The 26,498-nt window shown below is 63.7% G+C and carries 29 protein-coding genes and 2 pseudogenes; 14 read left to right on the top strand and 17 right to left on the bottom strand.

The annotated features are described in order from the left end of the window. The first annotated feature begins 40 nt into the window (after positions 1–40). A complete protein-coding gene (locus CPZ01_RS06125) occupies positions 41–304 on the top strand; it encodes a ribbon-helix-helix domain-containing protein (RefSeq protein WP_096393914.1) in 264 nt (87 codons plus the stop codon). 160 nt (positions 305–464) lie between these two features. On the opposite strand, the pseudogene CPZ01_RS15755 reads toward CPZ01_RS06125, so the two are convergent. Further along, positions 465–604: pseudogene (locus CPZ01_RS15755) on the bottom strand (IS200/IS605 family transposon protein TnpB); the annotation flags it as partial. A gap of 125 nt (positions 605–729) precedes the next feature. Here CPZ01_RS15755 and CPZ01_RS14975 point away from each other — a divergent pair. Next, complete coding sequence (locus CPZ01_RS14975; RefSeq protein ID WP_157745935.1) at positions 730–1,677, top strand: hypothetical protein; 948 nt, start codon at positions 730–732, stop codon at positions 1,675–1,677. 324 nt (positions 1,678–2,001) lie between these two features. On the opposite strand, the gene CPZ01_RS06120 is transcribed toward CPZ01_RS14975, so the two are convergent. Both CPZ01_RS06120 and CPZ01_RS06115 read right to left on the bottom strand, forming a co-directional pair. Next, on the bottom strand, positions 2,002–4,470 hold the full coding sequence (locus tag CPZ01_RS06120; RefSeq protein ID WP_096393913.1) for an efflux RND transporter permease subunit: 2,469 nt from the start codon (positions 4,468–4,470) through the stop codon (positions 2,002–2,004). A gap of 3 nt (positions 4,471–4,473) precedes the next feature. Next, complete coding sequence (locus CPZ01_RS06115; RefSeq protein WP_231899216.1) at positions 4,474–6,156, bottom strand: COG1361 S-layer family protein; 1,683 nt, start codon at positions 6,154–6,156, stop codon at positions 4,474–4,476. Between the two features lie 214 nt (positions 6,157–6,370). Here CPZ01_RS06115 and CPZ01_RS06110 point away from each other — a divergent pair, with 214 nt between their 5' ends. Then, a complete protein-coding gene (locus CPZ01_RS06110; protein WP_096393912.1) occupies positions 6,371–6,988 on the top strand; it encodes a TetR/AcrR family transcriptional regulator in 618 nt (205 codons plus the stop codon). A gap of 371 nt (positions 6,989–7,359) precedes the next feature. Here CPZ01_RS06110 and CPZ01_RS06105 read toward each other — a convergent pair whose 3' ends face one another. Further along, complete coding sequence (locus CPZ01_RS06105) at positions 7,360–10,395, bottom strand: DUF7827 domain-containing protein (RefSeq protein ID WP_096393911.1); 3,036 nt, start codon at positions 10,393–10,395, stop codon at positions 7,360–7,362. 436 nt (positions 10,396–10,831) lie between these two features. After that, positions 10,832–11,398 carry a homing endonuclease associated repeat-containing protein gene (locus CPZ01_RS06100; protein WP_096393910.1) on the bottom strand — a complete coding sequence of 189 codons (567 nt, stop codon included), beginning with the start codon at positions 11,396–11,398 and terminating at the stop codon, positions 10,832–10,834. Positions 11,399–11,800: 402 nt separating this feature from the next. Here CPZ01_RS06100 and CPZ01_RS06095 point away from each other — a divergent pair, with 402 nt between their 5' ends. Beyond that, positions 11,801–12,049: a UPF0175 family protein gene (locus CPZ01_RS06095; protein WP_096393909.1), complete on the top strand. Its 249-nt coding sequence runs from the start codon at positions 11,801–11,803 to the stop codon at positions 12,047–12,049. Positions 12,050–12,186: 137 nt separating this feature from the next. On the opposite strand, the gene CPZ01_RS06090 is transcribed toward CPZ01_RS06095, so the two are convergent. The 3 genes from CPZ01_RS06090 to mntA form a co-directional block, all read right to left on the bottom strand. Further along, positions 12,187–12,609, bottom strand: a complete 423-nt coding sequence (locus CPZ01_RS06090; RefSeq protein ID WP_096393908.1) for a hypothetical protein — start codon at positions 12,607–12,609, stop codon at positions 12,187–12,189. A 1-nt stretch (position 12,610) separates the two neighbouring features. After that, positions 12,611–12,871, bottom strand: coding sequence for an AbrB/MazE/SpoVT family DNA-binding domain-containing protein (locus CPZ01_RS06085; protein ID WP_096393907.1), 261 nt, complete (start codon positions 12,869–12,871; stop codon positions 12,611–12,613). Positions 12,872–12,934: 63 nt separating this feature from the next. After that, on the bottom strand, positions 12,935–13,366 hold the full coding sequence (gene mntA / locus CPZ01_RS06080; protein WP_231899214.1) for a type VII toxin-antitoxin system MntA family adenylyltransferase antitoxin: 432 nt from the start codon (positions 13,364–13,366) through the stop codon (positions 12,935–12,937). A 176-nt stretch (positions 13,367–13,542) separates the two neighbouring features. On the opposite strand from mntA, the gene CPZ01_RS06075 reads away from it, so the two are divergent. Next, positions 13,543–13,773, top strand: coding sequence for a DUF433 domain-containing protein (locus CPZ01_RS06075; protein WP_008445084.1), 231 nt, complete (start codon positions 13,543–13,545; stop codon positions 13,771–13,773). Continuing rightward, positions 13,770–14,096 (top strand): DUF5615 family PIN-like protein, encoded by a 327-nt coding sequence (locus CPZ01_RS06070; RefSeq protein ID WP_096393906.1) that lies wholly within the window; start codon positions 13,770–13,772, stop codon positions 14,094–14,096. The genes CPZ01_RS06075 and CPZ01_RS06070 overlap by 4 nt, the downstream gene beginning before the upstream one ends. A gap of 92 nt (positions 14,097–14,188) precedes the next feature. On the opposite strand, the gene CPZ01_RS06065 is transcribed toward CPZ01_RS06070, so the two are convergent. Continuing rightward, positions 14,189–14,419: a hypothetical protein gene (locus CPZ01_RS06065; RefSeq protein WP_096393905.1), complete on the bottom strand. Its 231-nt coding sequence runs from the start codon at positions 14,417–14,419 to the stop codon at positions 14,189–14,191. A 130-nt stretch (positions 14,420–14,549) separates the two neighbouring features. Here CPZ01_RS06065 and CPZ01_RS06060 point away from each other — a divergent pair, with 130 nt between their 5' ends. From CPZ01_RS06060 to CPZ01_RS06045, 4 genes are all read left to right on the top strand, one after another. Further along, positions 14,550–14,798, top strand: a complete 249-nt coding sequence (locus CPZ01_RS06060) for a UPF0175 family protein (protein WP_096396156.1) — start codon at positions 14,550–14,552, stop codon at positions 14,796–14,798. A gap of 169 nt (positions 14,799–14,967) precedes the next feature. Continuing rightward, positions 14,968–15,333 carry a MarR family transcriptional regulator gene (locus CPZ01_RS06055; RefSeq protein WP_096393904.1) on the top strand — a complete coding sequence of 122 codons (366 nt, stop codon included), beginning with the start codon at positions 14,968–14,970 and terminating at the stop codon, positions 15,331–15,333. Next, positions 15,326–15,667 carry a hypothetical protein gene (locus CPZ01_RS06050; protein WP_096393903.1) on the top strand — a complete coding sequence of 114 codons (342 nt, stop codon included), beginning with the start codon at positions 15,326–15,328 and terminating at the stop codon, positions 15,665–15,667. Before CPZ01_RS06055 ends, CPZ01_RS06050 begins: the two co-directional genes overlap by 8 nt. A 205-nt stretch (positions 15,668–15,872) precedes the next feature. Continuing rightward, positions 15,873–17,255, top strand: a complete 1,383-nt coding sequence (locus tag CPZ01_RS06045) for an ATP-binding protein (protein ID WP_096393902.1) — start codon at positions 15,873–15,875, stop codon at positions 17,253–17,255. Between the two features lie 115 nt (positions 17,256–17,370). On the opposite strand, the gene CPZ01_RS06040 is transcribed toward CPZ01_RS06045, so the two are convergent. The 6 genes from CPZ01_RS06040 to CPZ01_RS06010 all read right to left on the bottom strand — a co-directional run bounded on the left by CPZ01_RS06040 (position 17,371) and on the right by CPZ01_RS06010 (position 21,935). Then, positions 17,371–17,667: a UPF0175 family protein gene (locus CPZ01_RS06040; RefSeq protein WP_096393901.1), complete on the bottom strand. Its 297-nt coding sequence runs from the start codon at positions 17,665–17,667 to the stop codon at positions 17,371–17,373. Positions 17,668–17,727: 60 nt separating this feature from the next. Then, entirely contained in the window at positions 17,728–18,165 is a 438-nt protein-coding gene (locus tag CPZ01_RS06035; protein WP_096393900.1) for a hypothetical protein, read from the bottom strand. Beyond that, positions 18,162–18,695 (bottom strand): DUF7342 family protein, encoded by a 534-nt coding sequence (locus CPZ01_RS06030; protein ID WP_096393899.1) that lies wholly within the window; start codon positions 18,693–18,695, stop codon positions 18,162–18,164. The genes CPZ01_RS06035 and CPZ01_RS06030 overlap by 4 nt, the downstream gene beginning before the upstream one ends. Positions 18,696–18,983: 288 nt before the next feature. Beyond that, complete coding sequence (locus CPZ01_RS06020; RefSeq protein WP_096393898.1) at positions 18,984–19,511, bottom strand: hypothetical protein; 528 nt, start codon at positions 19,509–19,511, stop codon at positions 18,984–18,986. A gap of 107 nt (positions 19,512–19,618) precedes the next feature. After that, entirely contained in the window at positions 19,619–20,359 is a 741-nt protein-coding gene (locus CPZ01_RS06015) for a G protein-coupled receptor family protein (RefSeq protein WP_096396152.1), read from the bottom strand. Beyond that, positions 20,352–21,935 (bottom strand): methyl-accepting chemotaxis protein, encoded by a 1,584-nt coding sequence (locus CPZ01_RS06010; protein ID WP_096393897.1) that lies wholly within the window; start codon positions 21,933–21,935, stop codon positions 20,352–20,354. Before CPZ01_RS06010 ends, CPZ01_RS06015 begins: the two co-directional genes overlap by 8 nt. Before the next feature lie 166 nt (positions 21,936–22,101). Between CPZ01_RS06010 and CPZ01_RS06005 the strand changes: the two genes are divergently transcribed. From CPZ01_RS06005 to CPZ01_RS05995, 3 genes and pseudogenes are all read left to right on the top strand, one after another. Beyond that, positions 22,102–22,551, top strand: a complete 450-nt coding sequence (locus CPZ01_RS06005) for an acyl-CoA thioesterase (RefSeq protein WP_096393896.1) — start codon at positions 22,102–22,104, stop codon at positions 22,549–22,551. A 134-nt stretch (positions 22,552–22,685) separates the two neighbouring features. Then, positions 22,686–22,993, top strand: a pseudogene (locus tag CPZ01_RS06000) (toxin-antitoxin system TumE family protein). Beyond that, positions 22,974–23,441, top strand: coding sequence for an HVO_A0114 family putative DNA-binding protein (locus CPZ01_RS05995; protein WP_096393894.1), 468 nt, complete (start codon positions 22,974–22,976; stop codon positions 23,439–23,441). The pseudogene CPZ01_RS06000 and the gene CPZ01_RS05995 overlap by 20 nt, the downstream one beginning before the upstream one ends. A gap of 51 nt (positions 23,442–23,492) precedes the next feature. Here CPZ01_RS05995 and CPZ01_RS05990 read toward each other — a convergent pair whose 3' ends face one another. Together CPZ01_RS05990 and CPZ01_RS05985 are read right to left on the bottom strand one after the other, a co-directional pair. Beyond that, entirely contained in the window at positions 23,493–24,365 is an 873-nt protein-coding gene (locus tag CPZ01_RS05990; RefSeq protein WP_096393893.1) for an ABC transporter permease, read from the bottom strand. Next, positions 24,362–25,447, bottom strand: coding sequence for an ABC transporter ATP-binding protein (locus CPZ01_RS05985; RefSeq protein WP_096393892.1), 1,086 nt, complete (start codon positions 25,445–25,447; stop codon positions 24,362–24,364). Before CPZ01_RS05985 ends, CPZ01_RS05990 begins: the two co-directional genes overlap by 4 nt. 129 nt (positions 25,448–25,576) lie before the next feature. On the opposite strand from CPZ01_RS05985, the gene CPZ01_RS05980 reads away from it, so the two are divergent. Beyond that, positions 25,577–25,939 carry a VOC family protein gene (locus tag CPZ01_RS05980; protein WP_096393891.1) on the top strand — a complete coding sequence of 121 codons (363 nt, stop codon included), beginning with the start codon at positions 25,577–25,579 and terminating at the stop codon, positions 25,937–25,939. The last annotated feature ends 559 nt before the right edge of the window (positions 25,940–26,498 follow it).

Raw genomic sequence — 26,498 nt, 5'->3', positions numbered from 1 at the left:
GCGCAGCAGTTTCTTTTCGTACGCTCACGTACTGCGCAGCATGAACCAGGACTCGGACGACGACATGGTGAAACTCGACGTGAAAGTCCCGAAGCGGTTAGTGGAGGACATCGACAAACTGGCCGCAAAGCGGGAGTACACTAGCCGCTCGGAGTTCATCCGTGAGATGCTACGCGATGCCACGGAGCCAATTCTAACGTCGGAAGCGCAGGAAGGTGTCGCTGAGGGCTACGCGGACGTGGCGGCAGGACGGACCATGTCCACGGACGTGGCTCGGGAACGGCTCGGCGTCGAGACGAACTAACCCTTTATCCAGCTTTCTTACCGAGGCCTTAGTCCCGAGCCGAATCACGAGTCGCTCTCGGCGTCGTCGAACGCGGCGCGGGCGGCGTCGAGGGAGTCGTGACGAGACGCTTAATAAACGAGCGAGACGCTCAGAACAGAGGTGTCGTCTCAGTTACTCCGGACCAACCAGTGTGCCGACAACACGTAGGGGAGGTGACCCACACGGTCGCCACGCCCTCGGCGTACAGTCCTCCATCGAGTCGCGGACGAGCGCGGCCGATGCGTGGTCGCGTCGCCGTGTCCGGTTGCGGTACAGGCGACCAAGGTGAAAACGGGGAGTAGGACGCGAGTGAGTCGAAGCAGGTGCGAATCGCGCTGGTCGAAAACTAAATAGTCGATTCTATGAAGCTCGCTTTTATTTGGTGTGGCAGCCGACATAAGGGCATGAAGCGGAGGAAGGCTCTCTCTGTGCTGGCCAGTGGGGTGGCGATACCACTGGCGGGATGCTTATCTGGAGAGGTTTTGCCCGGTGGTACAGATGAGCCGAGCGGTGGGAGTACCATCACGGAAGTTGAGAACTACATCGACCGTGCGACAGAACGTCTTGCTGAGGAGACCGCTCTTTCATTTACTCGCAGTCCTCGTGTCTCAATTCAGACAAGTGAGATTGCGCTCACGCTCGATAACGCGCAAACGGCAATTGACCGTGTCGCCAACAACCCTGACACAGACTCGAGTGTCGAAATACAGGCGTATCGCACCTATGTGACGGCACTAAAGGAACTAACTACGGAACTCAAGAGAGTCGAAGAAGCGCTGAACACGATCTCGGCCGCCCAGGCTTATCGTGAAACAGAGCGGTATGAAAACGCCACAGAGGAAATCAGGGCCGCAGAGGAGCTCCTCATAGCGGCTCTAGAGATAATCTCGGCCACACAGACACGCCTAGAGGAGGTTAACACAAACCTCATTGATACAAGTGCGGTTAATCGGACAGAAATCAGAGAACTATACGGGAATCTGAGTGCGTTAATTGATACGTATCAGCGCTATGCTCACGCAACATACCCGTATTACGAGGGGCTCGGGGTATACTGGGCTGGAGTAGAGGCGTACAACCGGATGGAGTATCAGGAAGTAGACGTGACATTTGTCGAAGCGAGTGGCCGGTTTGATACAGCCCGCTCCCGGTACCGGAGCGCTGAATCAGCAGTACCGGCATCCGCCCGGGAAGTCTTCATTGAACAGACCTGTGTGGCTGAATCGATGCGGGAATCGAGTGAACAGTTCATCGAGGCAGCTATTGATAGTCAGAACGGTGAGGTAGAGCAGGCCGACGACCACGTCAAGCAAGGAATTGACGCGCGAGATCAAGACTGTAGCACGCAGTAACCGGGGAAAATCACATCGTGTCAACGGTGGAAGCGAACGGTTTCAGCGGAGAGCCGTTTGCCAGGATAGTACCAGACACCGTCACGCGACTCGACTGCGAGTTCCGTGCCACGGCAACTGTCAGTAGTCGTCGCATGACAGCGTCCGGCACGTGGTGATCGATGAGAGACTTACTTCAATCTATGCTGTCCATGCTAATTTTTGCCACAGAAACCAGCAGAAGAGTATTATAAAACAGACATGAGAGACAGCCTGTCGAGGCGAACACCACGGGGGGAGACCCCGAGGCAATTCACCCCCAGCACTGAACCTGGAACGAGCCTCTCAGGGGGAAGACGGGGACAGGACAGTATCCGACAAGGCGCTCTGATATCGTTCCCACAACAGAACGGCCGGCGGGAGCGCAACGATGGTGAAGATAAATGAGTAGATTACGCTCAACGCCATCAGTAAGCCGAAGTCCCCAAGGACAGGGGTAATTGCCAACGCAAGCGCACCGGTCCCGAGCGACGTGGTAAGCATACTGCCGAGCAACGCACCACCGGTCCCAGAGAAGGTGATTATCATCGATTCGAGCGCGTCTGCGTTCTCGTTGTACTCGTCGATGAACCGGTGTGTTGCGTGAACAGAGTAGGCAATCCCGAGTCCAATCGAGATAGAGAGGATTGTCGCAGTCAAGGCGTTGAGTGACAGCCCAAGAGCTCGCATCGTTCCGAGGAGGAATGCGATGGCGATTACAATTGGGAACAGGTTCACAATCCCGAGCAGTGGTTTCCCTTCTAAGACCCCGTATGAGATGATCAGGAAGACGCCAGTCAGCCCCATCGCGAGGACCAGCCCCTGAATTGCTGAGTTGAAGATAATGTCCGTGACCGCATCGAACACCACGAGTTGTCCCGTCGCTGTCGCCTCGAGGCGGAAGTTCTCGGCGAATTGTCGCGCATCAGCAGCGGCCTCGCCTTGGCTCGCACTCGCGTCGATGGCGTAGTCGATCTGAGCGTTCCGCCGATCCGGAGTGAGGTACTGTGCGGCCCGGTCGCCGGCCGATGACGCGAACAACTCATCGTAGATCAGCTCAAGATTCCGATCGGGAACCCCGTTCCCGTCGACATCACTACGGGCAACGAGACGGCCAAATTCAGGGTCGCGTTCGGCCTGTGACTGGATCACCGTGACGATGCTCGTCGGCCGAGCACGGCCACCGTCGCCAACGGCAAGTGCTTCAGGCGGATTTTCGTTCGGAGCGACGAGCGCCTCTAAGGCGTGTTCCTCTTCGAAGTTTCCTTCAACATATATTGTCACGGATTGGTCTTGGCTGGTAGAGAAGCGATCCTGTAACAGCGAGATGGTTTCCGTGACGGTGTATTCACTGGGCGCAAACGGCTCTGGAAGCGCCGTAACGTACTCGGGTAACTCCTCGGGAGGGAGGAAATCTTCCGTTTCGAAAGAGGTGTCAACACCGCTGCCATAGGCAGTTGCCATCCCGCCGGTAATAAGCAGCACCACGACGAACGCGATCGGCGCGTACTGACTAACCTGTGTTGGGAAGGTTAGTAACCGACCCAGCGTGGAGTCGCTCGATGAGATCGGTGCCGAGTTGAATTCCGGAACGCCGTACGCGTCGCGTAGTTTGTCAACTTCAAGCTTCGCTGCTGGCAGGAACAAGCCGAAAATCAGGAACGTGAAGATGATCCCGATCGCCGAGGCGATACCGAGATCGCGGATCGGGCCGAGGTCGGAGACGACGTTGGCGCCGAATCCAAACACCGTCGTGACGGTGACGATAATGAAGGCGATCATCAGCTGATTATTCGCTTCTCGCATCGCCTCAACGGCTTGGTAGCCTTTGACCGTCTCCTCACGATAGCGGTTGATGATATGGATTCCAAAGTCAACCCCGACCGCGAGCAACAACACCGGGACAGCGATCATCTGTTGGCTAAACGGGATCCCAGAGAATCCTAGGAAGCCGAACGTCCAGATGACGGTCATCAGCAGCGATAGCAATCCTAACGAGAGATCAATCGGATCGCGATAGGCGACGACCAAGAATATCAGCAGGAGCAGAACCACGACCGGCATGACGATCGTCAGCGAGTCACCAATGACGTTCGCCGTTTCGGCGTTGGTTATACCAGTTCCAAAGGCCCGAATATCAGCCGGGTAATCGTTAGTAATCGACTGGATAGTGGTCTGGAGTTCCTGAAGATTCGAGAAGCCGGCGGGAACATCGTGAGACACGACTGTGATCGATGCCGACGCGCTGACAGCTGTCGGGTTGAAATCGGTCGACAGTGACCGACTGAACTGCGGACTTTGAGACAGTTGACGAACAGTCCGACGGACCGCGGTCGGACTGGCTGACTCGACCGCACGCCGCTGTTCTGCGATCGTCGTTGCTGACGGGTCGAGCGTGGTCGCAACAACCGTGGCGGGACCGTTCACCGATCCGACCCGGAGGTCATCACGCTGTGAGATATCCTCGAGTAGCCGCAACTCTCGTGTGAGTGCCTCTTTCGTGAGGACATTCCCACCGGTATGGATGAGCTGCGTGGACTCACTGTCTGCTTCAAACGGATCGTCGAACTCTTGATTGACCGCGTCGAGTGCTTCCTGTTCGTCAAGTCCCTCAGTGAACGCATCAGTTGCTCCGGTGTCGGTACTGACGAGTCCCATCCCACCGGCGAACACGACAGTGAGCACGAGGAACACGGCAATCACTTGCCGTGGCCGGTCGACGATGGCGTCATTAAGCCGTCGGACGCCCGCCTCGATCCGATCACTGAGTGCCATCAGTTACTGCCGCCTCCGGTAGATGACAAGCGCGGCGGTGCCTACCATGAGCAGTGCGACGACGATGATGGGAATCGGGAGTCCGCCGCCTTCGCTCGCTGTCACGTCGATCGGGGCCCGATAGGTATCAGAAAGGTGGCTGTCTCCATCAACATCGTCATATCGGAAGTCAAGTGAGATGGGGTACGTACTCCCGGGTGTTGCGGACCCAGTCGTAGTCAGTTCAAACGTCATTGTTGTCGACTCGCCGGCCGCAAGCGACTGGACGTATCCCGTATCGGTGTCGCCGGTCGCAAGTGGGTCGTTGGCGAACAGCCGTGCCTCAAGATCGCTTGCGGGCTCTCCGAGATTGTTCGTTACGGTCACTTCAACCGTGCGAGTTCCGCCAGCCTCGATGGTCTGGTTCGCGATCGCGACGCTGAACGCGTCTCGTTCCGGCGCAACCTCGGCGTTGACGGCGACATCACTATAGGCGCGCGCTTCGCCGTCGTCGTTGCGGTACTGGACCGCAAAATCAACTGTTCGGAGTCCCGACTCGGCTTCGCCACCAATCGAAAGCGGCAGCGTGAACGCTGACGATTCACCCGCATCGAGTGGCCCGACCGCCGCTGACTGCTCGATCGGAAGAATGCTTTGAGACGTATCCGTATATTGGACGACGACGTTATCGGCCGGAACCGGGCCGGTATTGACTACAGTACCGGTTATCTCACCGTCTTCGCCGACACGCAGTGTCGACTCAATATCCTCTAAGGCAAACGTCTGCTCCGCAAGGGGTGTCACTCCTGCTGAGAGCCCTTGATCGACGTGAGAGATGCCATCCGATGTTTCAAACGAGACTTGCCCGGAGATAGCATACTGTCTGTCCGGCGCAGTTGACGCGAAAGCGACATTGTACGGGACAGTAACGGATTCTCCCGGCGAAAGTGATCCGACGAGGGCTGTATCTGCGGTCCGCTCTCCGAGCGTGAGTCCAGCGCTTGAAGATTCAAGTGCGACAGTCGTCTCGTACGCAGCCGTTGCGCCAACGTTCTTAACCGTGGCTTCGAGTGTCCCCTGGTCGCCAACCTGCGAATTAGTGGTGATATCGACAATTCTGAACCGTGCGTCGTCAGTTACCGTGACATCGACATCAGCGGTGACTGTCTCCTCACGGTCGTAGGTAACACCGCTACTGTACTGACTTGTATAGGAGTATTCGAGTTCGACCTCAAGCTCGTAATTCCCCGGTTCGGTGCCGTTTGGCACGCTTACCGCTACCGGAACTTCTCGGGGGGCCTCTTCCGCCACAGCACCAAGTGCGACTGTCCCCGTTTCGACCGAAAGCGGTGAGTCATCGCTCGTCGCGGTGAGTCGAACGCTACGTGCGGTAGTGACGATGCTTCGGGACTGCGGTGTTCCCAGATCAACCTCACCGTCGTTGACAACTTGGAGTGTTACCTCGTTTATCCGTCCCGGGGTAACCTCATTCTGGGAAATCAGCACAGACAGGTCCGGAGAGCCGCGAACAAGACCCGTTGCTTGTGGTTGAAGGGGTGACCCAGCCGCGGTCGGGGCAGAAAGATCTGTGGTCGCTGTGTCACCAACTGTCGGATTCGAGGCTGTCGCCCCAGCGACGACGCCAACCGTCCCGCTGGTGAGCAGGAGAGCCGTCACGAACACGGTAAGAATCGACCGCTGTGTCACGGGAACCCCCCGCAGTTCGGCCGCCCCTCGAGGTCTGTTCGAGATGTGTTTCGCCGCCTACAGGTCGTAGTCCAACAGCCACGTCCTTTGACTCGCTCATTTGACGTACACTAGTTCGCAGGCTCACAAATTGATAAACGCTTTGTTCATAGAATTCTAAGTGGCAACCGATGCGGGAAAGTCAGTCAAGAAGCGACGCTCAATCGGCAGACAAATGAGCCGATTTAGCGACCAAGAGAAGGAGCGAATTCGTTCTCAATTGATTGAGGCTGGGCGAGAGTTGTTTGCGCAGTATGGCTTCGACCGGACTCGAATCAGCGACCTGACAGCCGAGGCCGATATTGGTACAAGCACATTTTATCAATTCTTTGATTCAAAAGAGGAACTGTACTTCAGGGTACTCCTACGGGAGCGAGAAGAGCTTGAAAAGAAGATTGCTGAAACCGTTGCCGAAGGAGAGACCCCGCGAGAAGAGGTACAGCTGGTTCTCGAGACAACCTTCAACGAAGTCCAATCGAATCCGCTCATCTCCGCGTTAATTGTCGAGGGAGAGTTGCGAGAACTCCAAGACCGGCTCGCAGCGGCGGAAATGGAGAAACCATTCGTCGAAGAGCAATGTAGTAGTGTGGCCCTCACCTTTTCTGAGCGGTGGGCAGAGCTCGAGTCGTTCCGCTATGACGACCCAGCCCTGATTGATCAGTTATTCACCTCGATCGTGTTTACCGTACGGTCGCAAAACGCGCCCATCGGATCGAGCAACGAGATCGACTATGACCACGTTGAAGACGCGCTTATTGAGACAATTGTAGACGGGCTGTTCACTGAGAGCTGATTGCGTCGCACGGGGGCACGCGTGAGCACAGTCCAATTTTTCTTTCAGTCCTGTTACGGAAATTGAGATCCTGCTCCGTCTGAAGCCGGAGAAAGATCGTTGAACCGCTCCGAAACTGGTATCGAAAGCCGACGACACGCCGAGCGTCGAGCCGATGCCACGGGATACGACGTACGCTGGGTCTCGGAACGCGTCGTCGACAAGTATCGGTTACTTGTGCCGAATAAATAGATATGGCTCCGAACAACACTGCGGTCGGTAGTGCTGTCGCTCGGAGTGTGAGTCGAGCGCGATAAAGAAAGACCGCGTGTGGGTCGGCCCGCGAGGGCCGATGGTTGGAAGCTACGAGTCGCGACCGTTAGGCAACGATGTTACTCGTTGCGGCGGGTCGCGAGCAGCGCAGCGGCGATGAGCGCGACGAGTGCGACGAGCGCACCGAAGCCGGGCGTTCCGTCGTCGGTCTCGCCGGAGCCGTCGGAGCCGTCGGAACCGTCGGAGCCGTCGGAACCGTCGGAGCCGTCGGATCCGTCACTACCGTCGGAGCCGTCGGAACCGTCGCTACCGTCGGAGCCGTCCGCGGCTTCGATGGTCAGCGTACCCGTGGCCTCATCGTCGTCGGTCGCGATGCCGTGCGTGTAATCGCCGGCTTCGAGACCGGACGTGTCAGCCGTGAACTCGACGGTGGTGGTGTCGCCGGGCGCGAGGGTGACTTCAGTCGTGTCGAGCTCGTCGCCGTCAAGCGTGAGCGCGACATCCTGAGTCGCCTCGCGACCGCCGGTGTTCTCGATCGTCGCCGAAACGTCGACCGAGTCACCAGCCGTAGCGGTTGCCTCAGCCGGGCTCAGGTCCGAGACCTCGAAGACCGCGGGCTCTTCGACCTGCTCGACGACCTGACCGTCGGACTCAGCCGTGAAGGCAGCCTGACGGACCTCAGCGGTGAAGTTGTCGCCAACTGCCGCCTCGCTGAAGTCGAACGTTGCCGTCCACGTGCCTTCCGGCGTCACGACGATGTCTTCATCGTTCTGGATGAAGCTCGTCGAGGCGTCGTCGTCGCTGCGGACGCGAACGTCGAGTTCAGTCCCGGGCGCGACGTTGGTCGTACCCGTGATGGACTGATTCTCGGCGTTCGTCACCTGAATCGAGTCTTCGTTGTCGAACTCGCCCTCGGCTGCCTCAGCCGTGAACGAGGCCGACGTCTCGACGAACTCCTCTTCGAAGTCGTCTGCATCGGCCTCTTCGAGGAGGTCGAGGAGACGCGCGTCCTGAACGTTGATCTGGACCTCGTACTGGTCCTCATCTTCGATCTGACGGTCCTCGTCAACAACGTTGTTCAGTTCGTCAATGTTGGTGACGATGTAGTAGGTGTCCGTCTGGTCGTCGTAGACGACCGTGAACACGTCCGAGAACGCGCTCGCGGATCCGATCTCATCGTTAGCGAGCTCGTTCACGTCGATGGACGTGGTCGGCTCGTTCGGGCCGGGGTTATCCAGCTCCATGACCAGCTCGAGCTGGTCCTGCTCGCCGTCTGCGGCGTTTTCGCCAGTGTACACGCTGTTGTTCTGCTGGAGCAGCTCGTAGAGCGCGGCGGTGCTCTCGGCGCTGCCGAGGTTCTCACCGCTGGCGCTCGCAAGCGGCCCTTCCAGACCAGGTGCGGTATACTGGTGGACGAGCACGTCGCTGCGGTCGCCGTCCTCGTCGATGGCGAGCGAGCTGGTCTGCGTGACCAGGTCGCCCTCGACAGCCTCGTTAATCAGCGAGACCGTCGCGCTCTCGTTCTCGTCGTCCAGTTCCTCAGTGATGTCGGACTCGACGCTCTCGCTGGTCCGCCAGAGAGCAAGCTCCGAGTCACCGCGCTCTTCGATCGTGAGCGAGGAGATGGAGTCCGGGTCGTCGATAGTGTTCTCGAAGCGGTCATCACCCGTGTACGGGCCGACCGACACGTCGTACGTACCCGTGTCGAGGATGTCGGTCAGGTCCGTCTCGTTGTCGAGCTGAACGTTTGCATCCTCGTCTTCGGTGTAGACGATGGTGTCTGCGTCAGTCCCATCGGCGAGGGTGCCGGCAGCGTACGTGTTGAAGAGGACGACGACTTCGTCGTCTTCGTCGTCTTCAACGGTGATGTTCGCTTGGTAGCCGTCGTCTTCTTCGTTACCGATCACGAGCGTGCCCGTGTCGGTGTTGTCGAGTTCGACGGTGATAGCGGCAACGTCACCCTGCTGTTCGATGACCGAGTCGGCGATGTCGCCCTCGCCGTCCTCAGCCTCCGTCACGTTGAGCGTGGCGGTGTCCTGAGCTTCGGTGTCGGGCACTTCGAATTCGAAGTCGTACTCGCCCGCATCGATGTCGGTGAAGTTCGCCGCGAAGTCACCGTCAGAGATGCCGACGAGCGTAGCGACCTCTTCGTCCTCGTCTTCGAGGTCAATGTCGCTGACGCTGTCCTCGAAGATGGTTTCGATCTCGGTGTCGTCGAGACCGCTCGCGCTCACGTTGAGGTCGTAGGTCCCGCGGTTGGAGTCGACTTCAAGGTTGATCTCTTCACCTTCTTCGACGCTGTCTTCTTCCCAGTCGATGGAGAGGCTCTGCGTGGAGACCTCGAAGATGGTGTCTTCTTCCTCTGCGTCGGAGATACCCGGGCCGCGGAGGAAGTAGTCACCAGTTTCGAGGTCGCCAGTGTTGATCGTGTACGCGCCAGTCCCGTTCGTGGTGAACTGCTCCACCGGACTGCTCGTACTGATGTTTCCTTCGTCGGTCCGGCTGTCAACCTCGCGGAGCTGGTAATCTGTACCACTCGAGAGTCCGTCGACTACAATCTCCTGACCGGAGTAGTACAGGTTCGATTCAGGGGTGTAGGACGGATTGACACCGCTGTTGTCCGTGTCGAGGATGGTCACGTCGGGCGTATCAACAGTGCCAGACGAGGAATCAGCATCATTGAAGTTCACCGTGAGCGGCGCCGACGTGTCACTGTTGACATTCGGGAAGTCAACGTTCACGTCAACGTCGATGGTGAGCTCAGAAGCATTGACACTGGAGGTGTCAACAGGCACCGTGAGAGTGTCACCGGAGGGATTCGGGGAACCGAGGGCGCTGGAAACGTTCGTACCAGTTCCGTTGGTAACCGAGTTTACACTCTCGACTGCGGTGCTGTTGAAGTCACCAGCCGGTAGGACCACTTCGTAGGTGTGGCCCGAAGCGTTGCTGATGTTCTGAATCGTTACGTCTAGATTATGCGTCCGCGTCGTCTCCTCGTCCACTTCCTGGGGCGAGAAGTTGTTGACGGTCAGGTCGGAGTCTGTCACCGCTGCTGCCGGCGCTACCGCAAAGCCGGCCGCAACCATGGAGACAACCATGACCGCCGCAAAGAAGACCGCGTTGGCCTTCGAGCGTGTGGTATTGTCGTTTGTCATTGTATGTTGTTTCGTTCTGCGTCGCGTTGACAGCTTTCTCCGTCTCCTGATGCCCGATCGTCGACGACCAACATTACCTCGAGGGCGCTACCGGACTTGGGTCAGGGTTACTCGCTCTCACGCATGCGGGTGGGGTACTGCGTTAGAACCGTGTGCCGGTTCTGGTAAATACTTTGTGTCTATGTAGGGTCGTGATAACCCCTACCAAACAGCGATAGAGGGCGTCAGACACCAGATTTTGATTTCCGATACGTTCGTCTGTCGGAGGAGACGACACTCGAACGTCCGACGACGGCGAGGACGGCAGAGCGCAATCCTTACCACTTCCGGCCGTGTACGGAAGTATGAGCCCGCAACGGGGCATGACACCGTTTTCCTTGGGTAGGGTACAGTGATGCCCTGTTGGTTTCGAGACGCGCGCCACGTCGCGCCGGGTTCACTCGGACCCCCTGCTTTCATCCGCCGATTCAGTATCGAACGCTTCCTCGAGCGCCGCTGACCACGAGCCGAACCGTCGCTGGTACGTACTACACCCGTACGCGCCGTGGTCGGTCATATCGTTCATCGAGGGGCGCTTCTCCAGTTCGTCACGCAGCCGATGGAGTTCCGCAAGCAGCTCAGCGTCCGTGGGGCCGCGATCCGGATCGAAGCCGGCCGCGTCGAGCGCCTCGCGCCACGACCCGAAGCGCTCGTAGTACGTGATGTAGGCGTACCCGCCGTGTTCGTCCATCTGCTCGGCGGTCGGGATCCGGCCCACCTCGTCACGAAGCCACCGGAGTTCAGCGACGAGCTTGTCACGCGGGATCTTGTCGGCCTGTGTGTGAAAGTCGAACCCTGCCTGTTCGATCGCAGTTCGCCATGAGCCGAAGCGGCGCCGCACAATCTGTGCCGACATATCCGCCTCATCGCCGAACGTCCGTTCGCTCGGCGGACCATCGACATGAGAGAGATCGGCAACGCGACGGATCTCTTCGAGGAAGTCCGCGTCCGAGTACTGGGGCATATTCGAGGGAGTATTTGCGAGGTGGATGAGTGTTCGGAGATCTTCCACGGTTTGCGGTCCCGTGTGGTACCTCCTCCGAAGCGAGTGCGACGGCCGTTTTCGAAAAGCGGTTCGGAACGAGGGGGGTGGGCAGGGGTTGCGGGATCGTATAAAAGGAGTCGGCTGCGGGGGTGTCGGTGGGTGGATTTCGGATTTGTCTTCGCGGGCGCGTGCGTATGGCTCGGTTCGCTCGACCGGTTCTCGGCCCGATCGGTGCGAGTGGACGACGAATCGCGGTCTCGAAGCCACCATGCGACTTCCCGCTGGAAGCGCTCGACCCAGTGGCGATCTTCGTGGAACACCCGACCTCGTGGTGACCCCCTGAGCGGCGATAGTACGTTCCGCGGTGTCGAACTGGTCGGTATGAGCAGCATCGATCTGCCGTCCGGGGTGCTGGACGCGATCGCGGCACCGCCGGCGGACCGCGAGCCCATCGTCCGGCAGGAGCTCGCCGTCTCGCTGTACCGAGCGGAGTACCTCTCCTTCGGGACGGCACGGGAGCTGGCCGGCCGCTCGACGGCGGCATTCCAATGGCTGCTCGGCGAGCGGGAGGTCGAGCGTCACGACACCGCGGCGGACCTCGCGCTCGACGTCGAGTACGCGCGGAACTGACGGTCGTCATCGGTCGAGGAACGCGCGCGGTCGCCGATTGTACCCGCCAGTTCAAGTTCGGTGCCAGTCGGAGCGACGATGTCGAGCCGGCCATCGTCGGACGATTTGACGGCGTCGATACGAGCGAATCTACGGCTTCAGTCGCGGGCCACTGACTCCCAGATCGTTTCGTACCCGGCGTCGCGGATGACACCGTCGGTCGTGAGGATCGCGTCCGTCTCCCGTGCGCGGTGGCTGGCGACGATCAGCCCGTCGTGGATGCTGAACTCGTCCAGCAGTTGCGCGTACGTTGCCAGCTCCGGCTCGTCGACGGGGGCGACCGAGACCGGCCCGTTTCCGACCAACGCCTGCCGGGCATCCTCGGGCGTCCCGGTGAGTGTGATCCCTCGGACGTCCTTGTCGCGGGAGACCGAGTACAGTACCTCGGCGAGAGCCGTACTCGGTGCTTCGATGACCGTTTCCCCGGCTTCTGCCTCGGCGAACGCCTGGTCGGCCCCTTGCGGGAGCGCATCGACGAGATACGCCAGTAGCGAGACGGCGTCGGCCGTGTACGTCGCCATCTCAAACGTCCTCATAGTTACGGTCGCGGCGGTCGCGGACGCGCTGACCCAGTTCCGCTGCGATCTCCTCGCGCTTCTCCGCGGAGGTGCCCTCGGGAACGAGCATCCCACGGCCACCAGTGCGGGTGCGCTTCTTTACGACGATCCCCTCGTCGGTGTCCATCCAGACGACCTCGTCACCGGGCTGTAAGTCGTACTTTTCGCGGAGTTCGTGAGGGATCGTCGCCTGGCCCTTCTCAGTGACACGCGTAGACTTGCTCATATCTAGTAATACCCCCCGTAATACCTTAGTCTTGTGGGGGTCGGACTATCGCCGTTAAAACGGTTATAACGGGGGAGAAGCAAGCAACTCCGACAACCGCGTCGACCGTCTATTGCTCTCCCCTCGCGAGCCGATCGACGAACTCCCGGCGGTCCCGCTCCGCTCGGTGGCGGTCTCCTCGTACTCGGCCTCGACCCGCTCGCGATAGGCGTCGACGTCCCGGTCGTCTCCGACCAGCCGAATCCCGTCCCGGAGGGCGGCGCGCGCGATCGGGACGGGAAGGTCTTCGATGTCGCTCACGTCGACGAAGGCGTCCGCGTGACTCTGGAGGTCCGCGTCGATCCGGTTCCGTCGGCGGAACCGCTCCGTGGGAGACAAATCGTCCGGGAACCGGAGGGCGACGTCGACGTCGGACGACTCGTGGCCGTCGCCGCGGACCCGCGAGCCGAACAGGACCGCGAATCGGACGTCCGTCTCCGCGAGATACCGCCGCATCGCCGCCACGTCCACGCCCTCGACGGGCGGTTCCCCGTGGTTCGCTCCCGCCGTGCCGTAGACCGGTGTGGCGGGGGACAAAACCGTTTGGTGGCTGGCGGAGCGGTCCGAAGCGATTTCTCGACGATGATTCGCTGGACCATGCGTTTCAAGTCGGTACGAGTCGATTCTCCGGTATGGGAATCGTTCGGGATAGCGACCACAGCGACGGGGCTCCGACCGTCGGAGAAACGGGGATCCGCGTGAAAGACATCGCGTCGGCGTACGAACACAGCGGGTACAGCCCCGACGAGATCACGCAGCTGTACCCCGACCTCACGCTCGGCGACGTTCACCGAGCCCTCGCGTACTACTACGACCACATCGATGACTTCCGGTCGTCGTCCTCCGAGCCGGCCTCGGCATGACGCGACCGCTGTACTGCGACGAGAGTATCTGGATTCCCGTCGCCGACGGACTCCGTCGGCGCGGGTGGACCGTACACACCGCCAGAGATGAGGGGACGCTGGGGGAACCCGACCGCGAACAGTTACGATACACCGTGGAGAACGATTGGACCTTGCTGACCTTCGACGACGACTTCCTCTCACTCGTCGAAGGTCAGGAACTGCCCCACAGGGGACTGATATACGTCCGACAGGCCGGGCGACAGATCGGTGACGTCGTGAAAGTCGTCGACGAGCACCTACAGAACCGCTCGGAAGACGATCTATCGGTTCAGTATCTGTAGCACCTGGTAGGACCCGTCGGCTATTGAGTATCTCTCACGGCATCAGGCGCGGGGATTCGCGTGAGTCCGACAGTCAGCTTGGTTCGTCGGGACTAGGGCGATCCCTCGTTCACGCGCTCGCGCCCGCTCTCGTTGATCCTGTCGGCGATCTCCCGAACGTCGCTCTCGGTGAGCTCGCTCTCGGAAGCGAGTTCGTCCATCACTTCCAGCGTCTCGATCTTCTCGCGGATGGCCTGTCGCGTCACCTCGCTCCAGTTGATCTCGGGGTGGTTCTCCATGCGCGTTTTGAGGTCGTCGTCCACGTTGACCGTGATACTGGGCATACAGAATCTATGCACACACAGAATACTGTGTTTTTCGGCGTGTTTCGTGTTTCCTGATTTCTACCTAGTTCCTGTCGGGGTTCCCGTCTGAGCGGCGATGTTAAGTGCTGAGGCGCCGGACTTAGTCTATATAGATAGGATCGATCTGCCGTCCGGGGTGCTGGACGCGATCGCGGCACCGCCGGCGGACCGCGAGCCCATCGTCAAGCAGGAGCTCGCCGTCTCGCTGTACCGAGAGGAGTATCTCTCCTTCGGGAAGGCACGAGAGCTGGCCGGCCTCTCGAAGGAGGAATTCCACCGGCTGCTCGGCGAGCGCGGGGTTGAGCGTCACTACACCGCGGCGGACCTCGCGCTCGATGTCGAGTACGCTCGGGACTGACGACGATAGCCGAGCTGCGTACGAGTCTGTCGACCGGCAACCCCTTCACCCATTTCTCCGTTCGAGCGGCGACGAGCAGTCGGTGATGGCCTGGGACGAGGAATCGTCAGATACCGCGATCTTGATTACAGTCGTTACAGCTATTACAGCTGCAAACGTACCGACGCGCGTGCCCATCGACATCGACCGGTTCGAAGAGGGGTCGAGTCGCGACCTCCGGGCGGACGGGCGGACGAACGCGGAGACGATTCTCTCCTTCCTGGCCGGGTCGCCCGAGAAGGCGTACACGCCGAAGGAGATCCACGAGGCAACGGGCGTCGCGCGCGGCAGCGTCGGCGTCGTCCTTTCCCGACTGGAGGACCGGGGCCTCGTCCGCCACCGCGGCGAGTACTGGGCCGTCGGCAACGCCGAAGACGTCGAGACGACGCTCACCGCGCTCGCCGGGTCGCGCGCGCTGTCGGAGCGTCTCGGTCCGGAAGACCCCGACGAATGGGGGCACGGCGTCGAGTCCGAGGCCGAGCAAGCCGATGAGTGACCGGCAGGGCGAGGTCTGGTGGGGACCGGCGCCGCACAAGTCTGACCCGGCGTACCGACCGTGGCTTATCGTCAGCGGAGACGCCCACCCGTTCTCGGCCGTCGAGTGTCTCGTCGTGGGGATGACCACGACCGAACACCCGGACGGTATCGCCGTCACCGACGAGGACTGGATGCGAGGCGGATCTGACGTGGCCGCGTACGTCTCGCCGTGGTACGCGACCACGATCAAGTATCGCGACTTCGACGACCAGCAGGGCGAACTGGCTCCGGAAGTGGTTCGGAAGACCGTCGACGCGCTCCACCGATACACGCCGCGTCCCACCGAGACGTGACCGGACGGGGCTTCTCGAGTTCGACGGTGCCGACCTCGGAGATCGTCGTCAACGGACACCACCGTCGCTCGTCGGAACGAGCGACATTCGGAAGGACGGCAGACGGCCGTCACTTCGGAGGGTGTCCCCGGGTGGAAACGAGAGTGCGAACGTCATCGCTGACCCGAACGACTATTATGAACGCGATAATATTATCGCCCGCATAATGATAAACCGAGAGGCGGAGCTCGAGTGGCTCACGTCGCATCTCACGCGCGCGGAGCGACAGCTACTCGTCGTGTACGGCCGACGGCGGGTCGGGAAGACAACGCTGGTGACGACAGCGCTCGAGACGCTCGACGACGCCTCGGTCTACTACCTCTGTGACGAGCGGGGCGCGGCGCACAACGCCCGGCGGTTCGCGGCGCAGTGCGCCGAGGCGTTCGACGACGTCACGCCGGACGTCGACGGGTACGTCGACGCGTTCCGGTACCTCACGGCCCGCGTCGACGGGCCGTGTGTCGTGGCGCTGGACGAGTTCTCGTATCTCGTCGCCGAAGACGACACCGTCCCGTCGGTGTTTCAGACCGTCGTCGACGACGTGCTCGCGGGGACGGACGTCTCGCTCGTGTTGTTGGGCTCGTCGATTTCGATGATGAAGGAGGGCGTGTTGAGCTACGAGAGCCCGTTGTACGGACGCCGAACCGGACAGTGGGAGCTCGCTCCGCTCTCGTTCGCGGACGTTCGCGGGTTCTTCCCAGACGAGGATTTGGAGACGCAGATCCAAGTGTACAGCGTCCTCGGCGGCGTCCCCGCGTATCTCGAACAGTTCGACCCGGAGCGGAGCCTCCTCGAGAACGTCGAGCGGGCCGTCCTCTCGAAAGGCGAGTTCCTGTACGAGGAGCCGGAGTTCCTGTTACGGCAGGAGCTTCGTGAGCCCGCGACGTACATGGCGATCCTCGAGGCCATCGCCGGTGGCGCCACGCGTGTCACCGAGATCGCCAACGAGATCGGCCGCGACGCGAGCAGTCTCTCCCGGTACCTCCAGAACCTCACGCAGCTGGCGATCCTCGAGCGAGAACACCCGGTAACGGATCCTGACGGCCGGGGACTGTATCGATTGACGGACGATTTCCTTCGATTCTGGTTTCGGTACGTGGCACCCAATCGAGGAACGCTCGAACAGGGGCGCACGGAACCGGTCCGGTCGGTGATCGCCGAGACGCTACCGACGCACACGAGTCGGACCTTCGAGACCGTGTGCCAGCAGGCGGTTCGGACGTCGGCGTTTCCCGTCTCCTGCTCGCGGGTCGGCCGGTGGTGGTACGGCGGCGAGGAGATAGACGTCGTCGGGATCAATCAAGAGACCGAGACCCTGTTGCTCGGCGAATGCAAGTGGACCACAGACCCCGTCGGGCGAGCGGTGTTCGACGATCTCACGGCGCTCGAACCGGAGGTCCGATGGCGGGGACGCGACCGGGATGTACGGTACGCGGTCTTTTCCCGAGCCGGCTTCACCGAGGAGTTACGGACTGCCGTCGACGAGCGATCCGACGCGTCGCTGTACGGAATCCGAGAACTCACGTCGCTGTTCGACGCCGAACAGTAGCAAGCGATTTCACCGCTACCCGACGACGGTCACGGACATCCCAGACAGCAGTTCCAACCGATCGACCGCTCCGAGCGAAGTTGAGACGGTGGTATCGACGAGCGCCATCCGCCGATTACTCGAGGAACGTTTCCAGCCGATCCTCGCGGGCGGACTCGTCCAGGAATCCGGCCTCCCGGTCGATCCCCCGATCCGCGAGTTCGCGTTTGAAGGACTCAGTCGAGACGCCGGCCAGTTCTGCCCCCCGGTTGAGACTCACCGCTCCGGTGCGGTACTTCTCGACCGCGAGCGAGAGCCGAAGCTCCGGACGCCGACGCAACAGCTCGCGGACGGCCTCCTCGACCACGGCGTCGGTGTCGTCGTAGCCGCCGGCGGCCGCGATGGCATCGAGGTCCGCTTCGAGCCCGGACATATGACTCGCTATGTCGGAACTACAGATAAATATGCTGCCGCACTCGATATCGCCGCCGACTTATCTCCCGTCCGACTCCCACAGCGAGCCGACCCGCTCGTCGACCCACGGCAGCACGGTCCCCTCGATGACACGCGTGAGGTCCGTCGCGTAGCTCCGGTCGACCGCGGCTGTTGTGTCTGCGTCCGGGAGCGGATGGAAGTGGTCCCGCGTGTTGTGCGGCTGGTCGTGGCGGTCCCATCGACACTGCCGCCGGTCGCCGGCGCGCGTCTCGTGGTACGAGACGTGAAAGTCGCCGTTCGTGTACGCGCGGAGTTCGAGCGAGACGACCCCGACGAGTTCGGGGTAGTACTCGGCGTCGAGCGTCACGGCGAGACGCTCCGGCTTGTTCGCGGGGAACAGCGACGTCTGGCTCACCTCGTCCCGTCGACCGAACGCGCGACCGAGATACCGGAGGGTCGCCTCGTCGACGGACCGCGACGGGGCGGACTCGGTCACGCAGCGTTCTCCTCGGCGGACAAGTCGGAGCCGCGACCGCGCCGGACGGCCTCCAGCCGGTCGATCCGTTCCCTGACGGTGTGCCACTCGCTCAACGCGAGCCACACCGTCTCGATGTCGTCGTACTCCGCGTGGTGGAGCGCATCCACGTCGGTCGGCGACTCGGCGTCGAAGCGCTCGCGAAACGCGGACTCGCGCTCGGTGAGTTCGGTGAGTCTCTCGTGGAGCTCGTCGCGTGACAGGGCTTCGAGCCGATTCCGAAGTCGCCACTCGAAGTATGATTCGTTACGGGCGAACGTGAGCGGCGACTCCGAGACGCGTTCGACGACGCCGATGTCGGCCAGTCGCTTGAGATGTCGCCGCGCGGTGTCCGGCGCGCACGAGGCGCGCTCCGCGATTTCCGACACGCCCGCCGGGTCGTACAGCTGGAGCGCGACCCGGTACACCCGCTCGTCGGCGGGTTCGGCGTCGAGGTCCGCGCTGAACCCCTCGGCGAGTCCGAACTCCTCGCCGGGCCCGTCGGCAGGCATACTCGTCAGTAGCGGAAGAGACTATATAATTCTGGCGTCGCCGAATTATGTAGTCGAAAAGGAGCGAGCCGATCGACGAACTCCCGGCGGTCCCGCTCCCGCTCGGTGGCGGTCTCCTCGTACTCGGCCTCGACCCGTTCGCGATAGGCGTCGACGTCCCGGTGGTCCTCGACCAGCCCCGCGAAACGTTCCGGAGATGGTGTTTGCCGTCGGCACGGTCTCGCGTTCGGTGACGACGACGTGCCCGACGCGATGTCCGACCTCGGAATCCACGTTCCTCTGGTTTAGTCACGAAAACTCGACGCGCACTGGCGCGTCGGGCCGGTAGTCATCGAGGGAACCACCCCCTCGCTCGCCGAGAAAGACGATCGCGTCGAGCTCCCCGCGCGTGAACCGTGCTTCGTACGACCAGTGGAATCCGTCTTCGATGTCGTCGCTCCGGCCATGGAATTCGAAGCTGCCGTGCATATTGTGGTCGAGCCAGAGCTCCTCGTCGACGGTCTGGGGGTTCGGCGCTCCAAGACCGATTCCACGTTGGATGCGCTCATCTGGGGCTGCGTCCTCACAAAACGAGACGTACGCCTCCCACGAGTCGAAGCCGTGATCGGCGGCCGCCGTCTGCTTTTCCTCGGGCGTCTTCTCACGGAACTCCCGCTCGCGTCGCAGGAGCCGTCCGTCTGCGGTCAGCTTGTACGCTTTCATGGCCGGCCGACCGATATCTTTCGTCTGCCACTCGATATCGGACGGACTGGCATCGGCCGGAAACTTCGGCAGCCTGACGCCATCCGCGGCCAGCACGACATCGTACAGGCCCATGGAAGGGTATCAGTGAACGCCGACAAAAAGCACCCTCCCGGATTGACAGTGAGTGGATTGGTGATCGGTGACAATACAGACAGCCCAGAGAAGCCGACTGCGCCGACTCAGTCCGCGCTCGACGTCGACACCGTCGCGGCCGGACCCCGTCCCGCATCATCGCCAGCATCGCCGACTTCGGATTCCTCCGCCGCCGCCAGCGTCTCTACATTCGCGAAGACGAAGCCCGCGAAGCCGACCCGCAAGAGGAGATCAAGATACTCTAAGGTCACCGCCGCGGTGAACGTATCGAACAGCCCGGCGATCTGTAACATCGCCCACGCGATCAACACGCCGAAGGCGAACAGCGCGAGGTTCCGCGTCTTCTTGTAGAACAGCTCGCGTGCGGGCGTCTGCCGCGCCGCCGCGCTCGCCACTGGCCCGAAGAACAGCCCGACGAGCGTCGCGTAGCCGACGAGGATCCCGAGGGTGCCCGCCGTCGCGAGCGGCCCCGCGAACACCTCGGCGAAGTCGTAGCCGAGCCGCATCGCGACGGTGATCGCGACGATCCCCCCGACGTACCGCCGGCCCGCCCCCGCGACGAACGCCGCGAACCCGAACAGGAACGGGTACGCCACGTAGTCGGAGAGCAGCTGGCCGGCCTCCAGCGTGCCGGTCCCGACAGCGAACGTCCCGATCCCGGCGCCCCAGCTCGCGATCCCGACGCCCGCGAGCGCCACGACCGCGACGAACGGGTAGCAGTACCGCCGCAGGTCTGCGGGCTTGCGCCGCGCCAAGGCGAGCAGCACGACCGCGGAGACGGCGTAGATCCCTGCGGAAGCGAACCGCACCGTCGACGGCTCAATCATCGGCGTGCACCTCCGCGTCGCCGGCGGTCGGAGCGGGAGCGCCCGCGGCCCCGCCTCCGACGTCGGCCGCGTCCGCACGCGTTTCGAACTGCGCGAGCCGCTCGGTGAGCGACGCGGTGCGCTCCGACAGCGCCGTCGCCGTCGCCGCGAGATCGCCGACGGTCTCGGCCGTCTCGTCGGCGGTCTCGGCGAGCGACCGCGCGCGGTCCGCGGCGTCGGTGGCGGAGCCGTGGACCGCTTCGACGCGCGCCGCGACCGACTCGATCCCCTCGGCGCCCTCGTCGGTCGCCCGCGCGATGTCCGCCATCGCGACGTCGACGTCCTCGACGGTACCGGTGAGCTCCTCGATCGCCTCGCCCGCGGCCTCGACCGCCGCGGTCGTCTCGTCGAGCTCCGTCATCGTCCGGTCCATCTCGCCGGCGACCGCGGACACGTCCTCCGTCACCTCGCCGATCGTCGCCTCGATCTCCGTCGTCGAGGCGCGCGTCTCCTCGGCGAGCCCCTTCACCTCGTCGGCGACGACCGCGAAGCCGTCGCCGTCGCCGCCCGCCCGCGACGCCTCGATCGAGGCGTTCAGCGCGAGGATGTTGGTCTGCTCGGCGATGTCGGCGATCACGTCGGTCGTCTCCGCGACGCCGTCCATTCGGTCGTCGAGCCCGGCGACGAGCTCGTCCAGCTCCGCCAGCAGCTCGCCGATCGCGGCGATCGCCTCGACCGCCTCGGTCGCCCGCTCTTCGCCCTCCGCGCCGAGGTCGGCCGCGGCGCTCGCGTCGCCGGCCACCTCGTCGGTGGTGGAAGCGATCTCCTCGACGGTCGCGGAGAAGTCGTCGGTGTCGTTGGCCGTCTCCCGTAACCGCTCGGTTTGCGCGTCCAGCTCGTCGGCCAGCTCGCGCATCTCGTCGGCCACCTCCCGGTTCATCCCCGCGACCTCGTCGGCCTCCGCGGCCATCTCCTCGCTCGTCGCCTCCACGTCGCCCGCGAACGCCTGGATGTCCTCGATCGTCGTCGCGAGCCCACCGGTCATCTCGTTGTACGCCGCCGTGATGCGCTCGATCGCGTCGACCTCACCGTCCGCGTCGAGCCGGCGCGTGAGGTCGCCCTCGGCCGCGTCCTCCATGGCGCCGCCGATCTCCTCGGCGCGCTCCAAGAGGGTGTCGGACAGCGCCTCGGCCTCCTCGCGGGCCGCCTCCGCCTCGGACTGCGCCCGCTCGGACTCGGCGACCGCGTCCCGGAGCGACCGCCGGGTCTCGTCGAAGGCGTCGAACAGCCGCCCGATCTCGTCGCCGCGGTCGGACGTGGCGCGAGCGTCGAACTCGCCGCGCCCGACCGCCTCGGCCGTCTCCGTCAGCCGCCGGAGCTCGACCGCGACGTTTCCGACCAGTACGATGCCAAGCAGCCCGAGGTTCAGCGTGACGACGACGCCGACCGACGCCAGCGCCGCCGTCGCGGCCGCCGGGGTCCCGACCGTCGTCACGTGCCCCGCGAAGAGAGCGACGAAGCCGAGCGTCACGGCGAGCGTCAGGAGGACGGCCGCGCCGACCCGCCGACCGTACCGCGCGGTGATCGCGTTCATCATCTGTTGTTCGCCCGCAGAAAGCTGCCCTATTTAGGAGTAAAGACCAAATTACACGATCTGATAACTAACCGAGCGGCCGGGCGAGGACGGTGAGGAACGAGCCCCGGTGCCCGGGCGACGCGACGGGTGGGCCGGTGTTTTTCCCGCGGCCGCGCTACCAGCGAGTATGCCCAGCGTCAGCGACACGTACATCGAGAACCGCCAGCGCGTCCAGCCGACCCACACGAACAACTACGAGTCGGCCCACGGGGGGAACGTCGTCAAGTGGATGGACGAGATCGGCGCGATGTCGGCGATGCGCGCCGCCGGCGAGACCTGCGTCACGGCCAAGATCGACGGGCTCGACTTCAAGCGGCCGGTGCCGCAGGGCGACACCTGCGTCATCGAGTCGTACGTGTACGCGGTCGGGCGCACGAGCCTCCGGACGCGGATCCGCGCGTACCGCGAGTCGCCCCGCACCGGCGAGCGCGAACTCACCACGGAGTCGTACTTCGTGTTCGTCGCCGTCGACGCGGACGGGAACCCGACCCCCGTGCCCGAACTCGAAATCACGGGCGAGCGCTGCCGGGAGCTCCGCGACGAGGCGCTCGCCGCGGAGCCGGACGAGGACCGGTAGGAAGCGCGGCAAACACGACCGGGAAACTCCGACGACGACCCTGCGGCGACGGCGATGTCCGCAATTGTCGTTGTGGTTAGAGAACAACGAAAAGCGTTAACACTGTTGAGTTTGTACCACAACATACGAAACAGATGCCCGCCACGGTCGTGTACCGGGAGAATCCGAGAAACCGGACGGCAGTCGGTATGAAATGGTCGCGTGGCAGGTCCCGGAAAGCGAGGAATACCCGGAAGGGCTGAAGTACAGCTTCCAATACATGGACGCTGACGGCGGCACGCTCCTCCGGTACGACAACGCGCCGCATCACCGAGACGTCGGGCGCCACCATCGCCACACGCAGGCCGGTGAGGTCACCAAACTGGACTTCACCGGTCTCGCCGACCTGATCACCGACTTCCAAGCCGAGGTGAACGACATCCATGACCGACGAACCAACTGACACCCACCCCACCCACGACGAATTTACACCTGACCCGAACGATGCCGAGTACCCCTCGACGCTCCGAATCACGTCGCTGCCGGCGGAACAGGCACAGGCGGCAGCGATCGAGCGCGCCGAGCGCTGGGAGGACGGCGAGGCGGTCCCGCACGTGGTCAACTTCGAGGACCGTGCGCGGCTCCGCCAGTTGCTCACGGACCGCCGGATGGAGCTCTTAGAAGCCGTCATGGAACGGCCGCCCGAGAGCATCCGCGGGCTGGCGGACCGGCTTGGCCGCGACGTCCACGTCGTCCACGACGACCTGTCGCTGTTGGCCGATTACGAGATTGTCCACTTCGAAGCGGACGGCCGCGCGAAGCGGCCGTACGTCCCCTACGAAACGGTGCGGATCGAGGTCGAGTTCGGACTGCCACGCGGCGACGAGTCGGAATCGACGGCGTCGGCGTGACCGCCGCGGCGACGACGTGTGACGACCGCTTAGTGTGTCGACGCGCCGCGCTCAGTAGTCGCCGAGCACGCCGAGCCGCCGCGCCCGCCGGGTCGCGCCCTGAAAGACGAGGTAGCCGCCGACGAGGTAGCCGCCCGCGACCGCGACGAGCAGCGCCACGTCCGCGAGCGGGAACTCCCACAGCCGGATCCCGTCGACCATCGCGCGCTGGAGCATGGCGCTGCCGTGCGCCAGAGGGAGCACGCGCGTCCACGGGAGATCGAAGACGGGCGCCGAGATCAGCGCGACGAAGCCGAACTGGAGCAGGTTGAGCCAGTTGCCGATCCGCTTGTACAGCACCGTCACGCCGCCCGCAGCGAAGCCGAGCCCCAGCACCGAGACGATCGACAGGCCGGCGACGACGACCACGGTCACGGGCGCGAGGCTCAGCCGCGTCCCGGTCGCGAGGAGCATCACCGCGAGGATCACGGCGCTCGTGAGGAACGTCCGCACCACCTTCGCGACGCCCTTCAACAGCGCGACGGGCGCGAAGCCGAACGGCGTGGTGATGTGGCGTTCGAGGGTCCCCCACTGCACCTCGCTGCCGATGTCGTTCGACACCGACGAGTACGCGCCCACCGACAGCGTCCACAGGAAGTAGCCGACGACGATCCCCTCGATCGAGTCCGCGAGCGCCTGCCCGGCGAGCAGCTGCCCGCCCAGGAACAGCGCGGCGAAGAAGAACAGCGACACCACGATCCCCCCGATCGCGTTGGCCGGGTACCGCACGAAGATCAGGAACTCGCGATACAGCACCGCCCGCGCGAGGTGGTAGTAGGTGGCCGGCCGGGGATCGTCGTCGGCGATCGCGTCGGTGGCCGCGGACGCCTCTGCGGGCGACGAGTCAGCCGCGGTCGCGTCCCCGGGCGGCGCGTCCGCGCTCACGAGGATTCACCCCCGGACGCGGCACCGGCTGGACCGGCCGCACCGGGGACGGTTCCGGTGCGTTCGAGGAACACCTCTTCGAGGTCCGGCTGGACCGTGCGGATGTCCGAGACGGTGACGCCGGCCGCCCGGAGCGCGTCGGTCAGCTCGTACAGCCGGTCGCCGCCGGCCGCGACCGTCACCGCGGGCGGGCGCGCGTCGCGGTCGACTCCGACGACCTCGAGCCGCTCGCGGAGGTCGGCGACCGTCTCCGGGGTGAGGTCCGGGCTCGCCACGCGGACCGCGTCGCTCGCGGCCGCCCCCAGCAGCGCCTCGACGGTGTCGTCGGCGACGATCCGACCGTTCGACAGCATGACGACGCGGTCGCACACCGCCTCGATCGTCGTCATGTCGTGGCTGCTGACGACGATGGTGAGCCCCTCCTCGGCCGCGAGCCGCCGCAGCTCCGCCCGGAGCGTCCGCGCGCTCTCGACGTCGAGCCCGAGCGTCGGCTCGTCGAGAAAGACGAGTTCGGCGCCGCCCGCGAGTACGCTCGCGAGCGACACCTTCTGTTTCATCCCCCGGGAGAGGTCGCGGACGGGCGTGTCCGCCTTGTCGGCCAGGTCGAGCCGGTCGAGCAGGCGGTCGTGGCGCGTCGCCACGGAGTCGGGGTCGACGCCGCTGATCGTCGCGAAGTAGCGGAGGTTCTCCCGGACCGTGAGCCGCCAGTAGTCGTTGCGCGCGCCCTCCAGCATCGCGTCCACGTCGGCGTACGCGGCCCGCCGACCGTCGCGCACGTCGTTCCCGAACACACGGACCGACCCCGCGTCGGGGATGACGATGCCCAGCGCGCACTTGATCAGCGTCGTCTTGCCCGCGCCGTTCGGCCCGAGCAGGCCGACGACCGACCCGCGCTCGACGGTGAGGCTCACGTCGTCGACGGCCACCACCGCGTCGTCGCCCTCGCCGAACCGCTTCGTGAGCCCCTCGACCGCGAGGGCCGGCGGGCCGGTCTCGTCGTCGGGCGCTTCCTCGCCGCGTGCCGCGTCCGGCTCGTCGCGCTCGCGGGGACCGCCGCGCGCGCTCGTCGCGCTCCGTGCCATCGCCCTCCGTACGGGCCGGCGGCGGATATATCCGCGCTCGCCGGCGACCGCGCGGGGCACCGACTCGACCGGGCGGTCGCGCGGGAGTCGGCGGTCGGGATTTATGCCGCTACCGCGCGAGGCCGACGCATGGAGATTCTCCACACCTGTCTGAACGTGGCGGACGCCGACCGGGCCGCCGACTGGTACGTCGACGAGCTCGGCTTCGAGCGGTCGTGGGAGTTCACCATCGACGACACCCGCAACGTGTACGTCGCCGACGGGAACGGCGTCGAGTTCCAGCTGTCGGACACCGAGGGCGAGGCGCCGAGCGCGGACGGCGACCGCTACGACCACGTCGCCGTCGGCGTCGACGACGTGGACGCGGCGTTCGCGGAGATCGATCACCACGGCGTCAGGGAGGCGCCGACCGACCACCCGGAGGCCGGCGCGCGGGTCGCCTTCGTGAAGGACCCCGACGGCCACGTCGTCGAGCTGATCGAGCCGCTCTGATCGGTCGCGGCCGGTTCGGAAATGAGGTCCGGGACGCGATCGACACTGTGCGCCTGCCTCGCCGCCGACGGAGATCGGGTCCTCGTACCACCACCGCGTGTCGATGCCGTTCTTCCGGAAGCTCAACACCGTGCCGCCCCAGTCCCCTTCACGGGCGGCCGCGACCAGCGGCTCGCGGGCGACCGGCTTGCCGTTCGGCGCCACCGCGTCCCTCAGTCGAGGAACACCTCGGCGGCGTCGCTGTCGGCCGCCGAGCGCATCATGTCCTCGTCGCGATCTGGCGGACTCGGCACGGTGGCAACCGGAGGGCGGATCGGGGTCGCCGAGGTCGGACGTGGGCCGGACGACCGTGAAAAGAATACTGCGTTCGCCGACGAGGTCTCAGGCGACGAAACCGGCGGTCACCGAGACGGGGGGGAGGGCCGAACGGGGCGACCGACGGAACGCCGACCCGCGTTGTTCGGGTAGAGGGGGAGAACACACGTCTGCGGGGACCTTCGTCGGCGATCGGATACAACGCCCTCGGTCGGATATGAATTACGCTGACACAGTCAAAACA

Source organism: Halorubrum trapanicum, from assembly GCF_002355655.1.
Lineage (GTDB): Archaea > Halobacteriota > Halobacteria > Halobacteriales > Haloferacaceae > Halorubrum > Halorubrum trapanicum_A.
Note: the sequence above shows the minus strand (reverse complement) of the source record. Positions and strands in the feature narration are given on the sequence as shown.

Coding starts and splice junctions, on each gene's coding strand:
- CPZ01_RS06125 (WP_096393914.1), top strand. CDS start 41: ATGAACCAGGACTCGGACGACGACATGGTGAAACTCGACGTGAAAGTC.
- CPZ01_RS14975 (WP_157745935.1), top strand. CDS start 730: ATGAAGCGGAGGAAGGCTCTCTCTGTGCTGGCCAGTGGGGTGGCGATA.
- CPZ01_RS06120 (WP_096393913.1), bottom strand. CDS start 4,470: ATGGCACTCAGTGATCGGATCGAGGCGGGCGTCCGACGGCTTAATGAC.
- CPZ01_RS06110 (WP_096393912.1), top strand. CDS start 6,371: ATGAGCCGATTTAGCGACCAAGAGAAGGAGCGAATTCGTTCTCAATTG.
- CPZ01_RS06105 (WP_096393911.1), bottom strand. CDS start 10,395: ATGACAAACGACAATACCACACGCTCGAAGGCCAACGCGGTCTTCTTT.
- CPZ01_RS06100 (WP_096393910.1), bottom strand. CDS start 11,398: ATGCCCCAGTACTCGGACGCGGACTTCCTCGAAGAGATCCGTCGCGTT.
- CPZ01_RS06095 (WP_096393909.1), top strand. CDS start 11,801: ATGAGCAGCATCGATCTGCCGTCCGGGGTGCTGGACGCGATCGCGGCA.
- CPZ01_RS06090 (WP_096393908.1), bottom strand. CDS start 12,609: ATGGCGACGTACACGGCCGACGCCGTCTCGCTACTGGCGTATCTCGTC.
- CPZ01_RS06085 (WP_096393907.1), bottom strand. CDS start 12,871: ATGAGCAAGTCTACGCGTGTCACTGAGAAGGGCCAGGCGACGATCCCT.
- mntA (WP_231899214.1), bottom strand. CDS start 13,366: ATGCGGCGGTATCTCGCGGAGACGGACGTCCGATTCGCGGTCCTGTTC.
- CPZ01_RS06075 (WP_008445084.1), top strand. CDS start 13,543: ATGGGAATCGTTCGGGATAGCGACCACAGCGACGGGGCTCCGACCGTC.
- CPZ01_RS06070 (WP_096393906.1), top strand. CDS start 13,770: ATGACGCGACCGCTGTACTGCGACGAGAGTATCTGGATTCCCGTCGCC.
- CPZ01_RS06065 (WP_096393905.1), bottom strand. CDS start 14,419: ATGCCCAGTATCACGGTCAACGTGGACGACGACCTCAAAACGCGCATG.
- CPZ01_RS06050 (WP_096393903.1), top strand. CDS start 15,326: ATGAGTGACCGGCAGGGCGAGGTCTGGTGGGGACCGGCGCCGCACAAG.
- CPZ01_RS06045 (WP_096393902.1), top strand. CDS start 15,873: ATGATAAACCGAGAGGCGGAGCTCGAGTGGCTCACGTCGCATCTCACG.
- CPZ01_RS06040 (WP_096393901.1), bottom strand. CDS start 17,667: ATGTCCGGGCTCGAAGCGGACCTCGATGCCATCGCGGCCGCCGGCGGC.
- CPZ01_RS06030 (WP_096393899.1), bottom strand. CDS start 18,695: ATGCCTGCCGACGGGCCCGGCGAGGAGTTCGGACTCGCCGAGGGGTTC.
- CPZ01_RS06020 (WP_096393898.1), bottom strand. CDS start 19,511: ATGGGCCTGTACGATGTCGTGCTGGCCGCGGATGGCGTCAGGCTGCCG.
- CPZ01_RS06015 (WP_096396152.1), bottom strand. CDS start 20,359: ATGATTGAGCCGTCGACGGTGCGGTTCGCTTCCGCAGGGATCTACGCC.
- CPZ01_RS06010 (WP_096393897.1), bottom strand. CDS start 21,935: ATGATGAACGCGATCACCGCGCGGTACGGTCGGCGGGTCGGCGCGGCC.
- CPZ01_RS06005 (WP_096393896.1), top strand. CDS start 22,102: ATGCCCAGCGTCAGCGACACGTACATCGAGAACCGCCAGCGCGTCCAG.
- CPZ01_RS05995 (WP_096393894.1), top strand. CDS start 22,974: ATGACCGACGAACCAACTGACACCCACCCCACCCACGACGAATTTACA.
- CPZ01_RS05985 (WP_096393892.1), bottom strand. CDS start 25,447: ATGGCACGGAGCGCGACGAGCGCGCGCGGCGGTCCCCGCGAGCGCGAC.
- CPZ01_RS05980 (WP_096393891.1), top strand. CDS start 25,577: ATGGAGATTCTCCACACCTGTCTGAACGTGGCGGACGCCGACCGGGCC.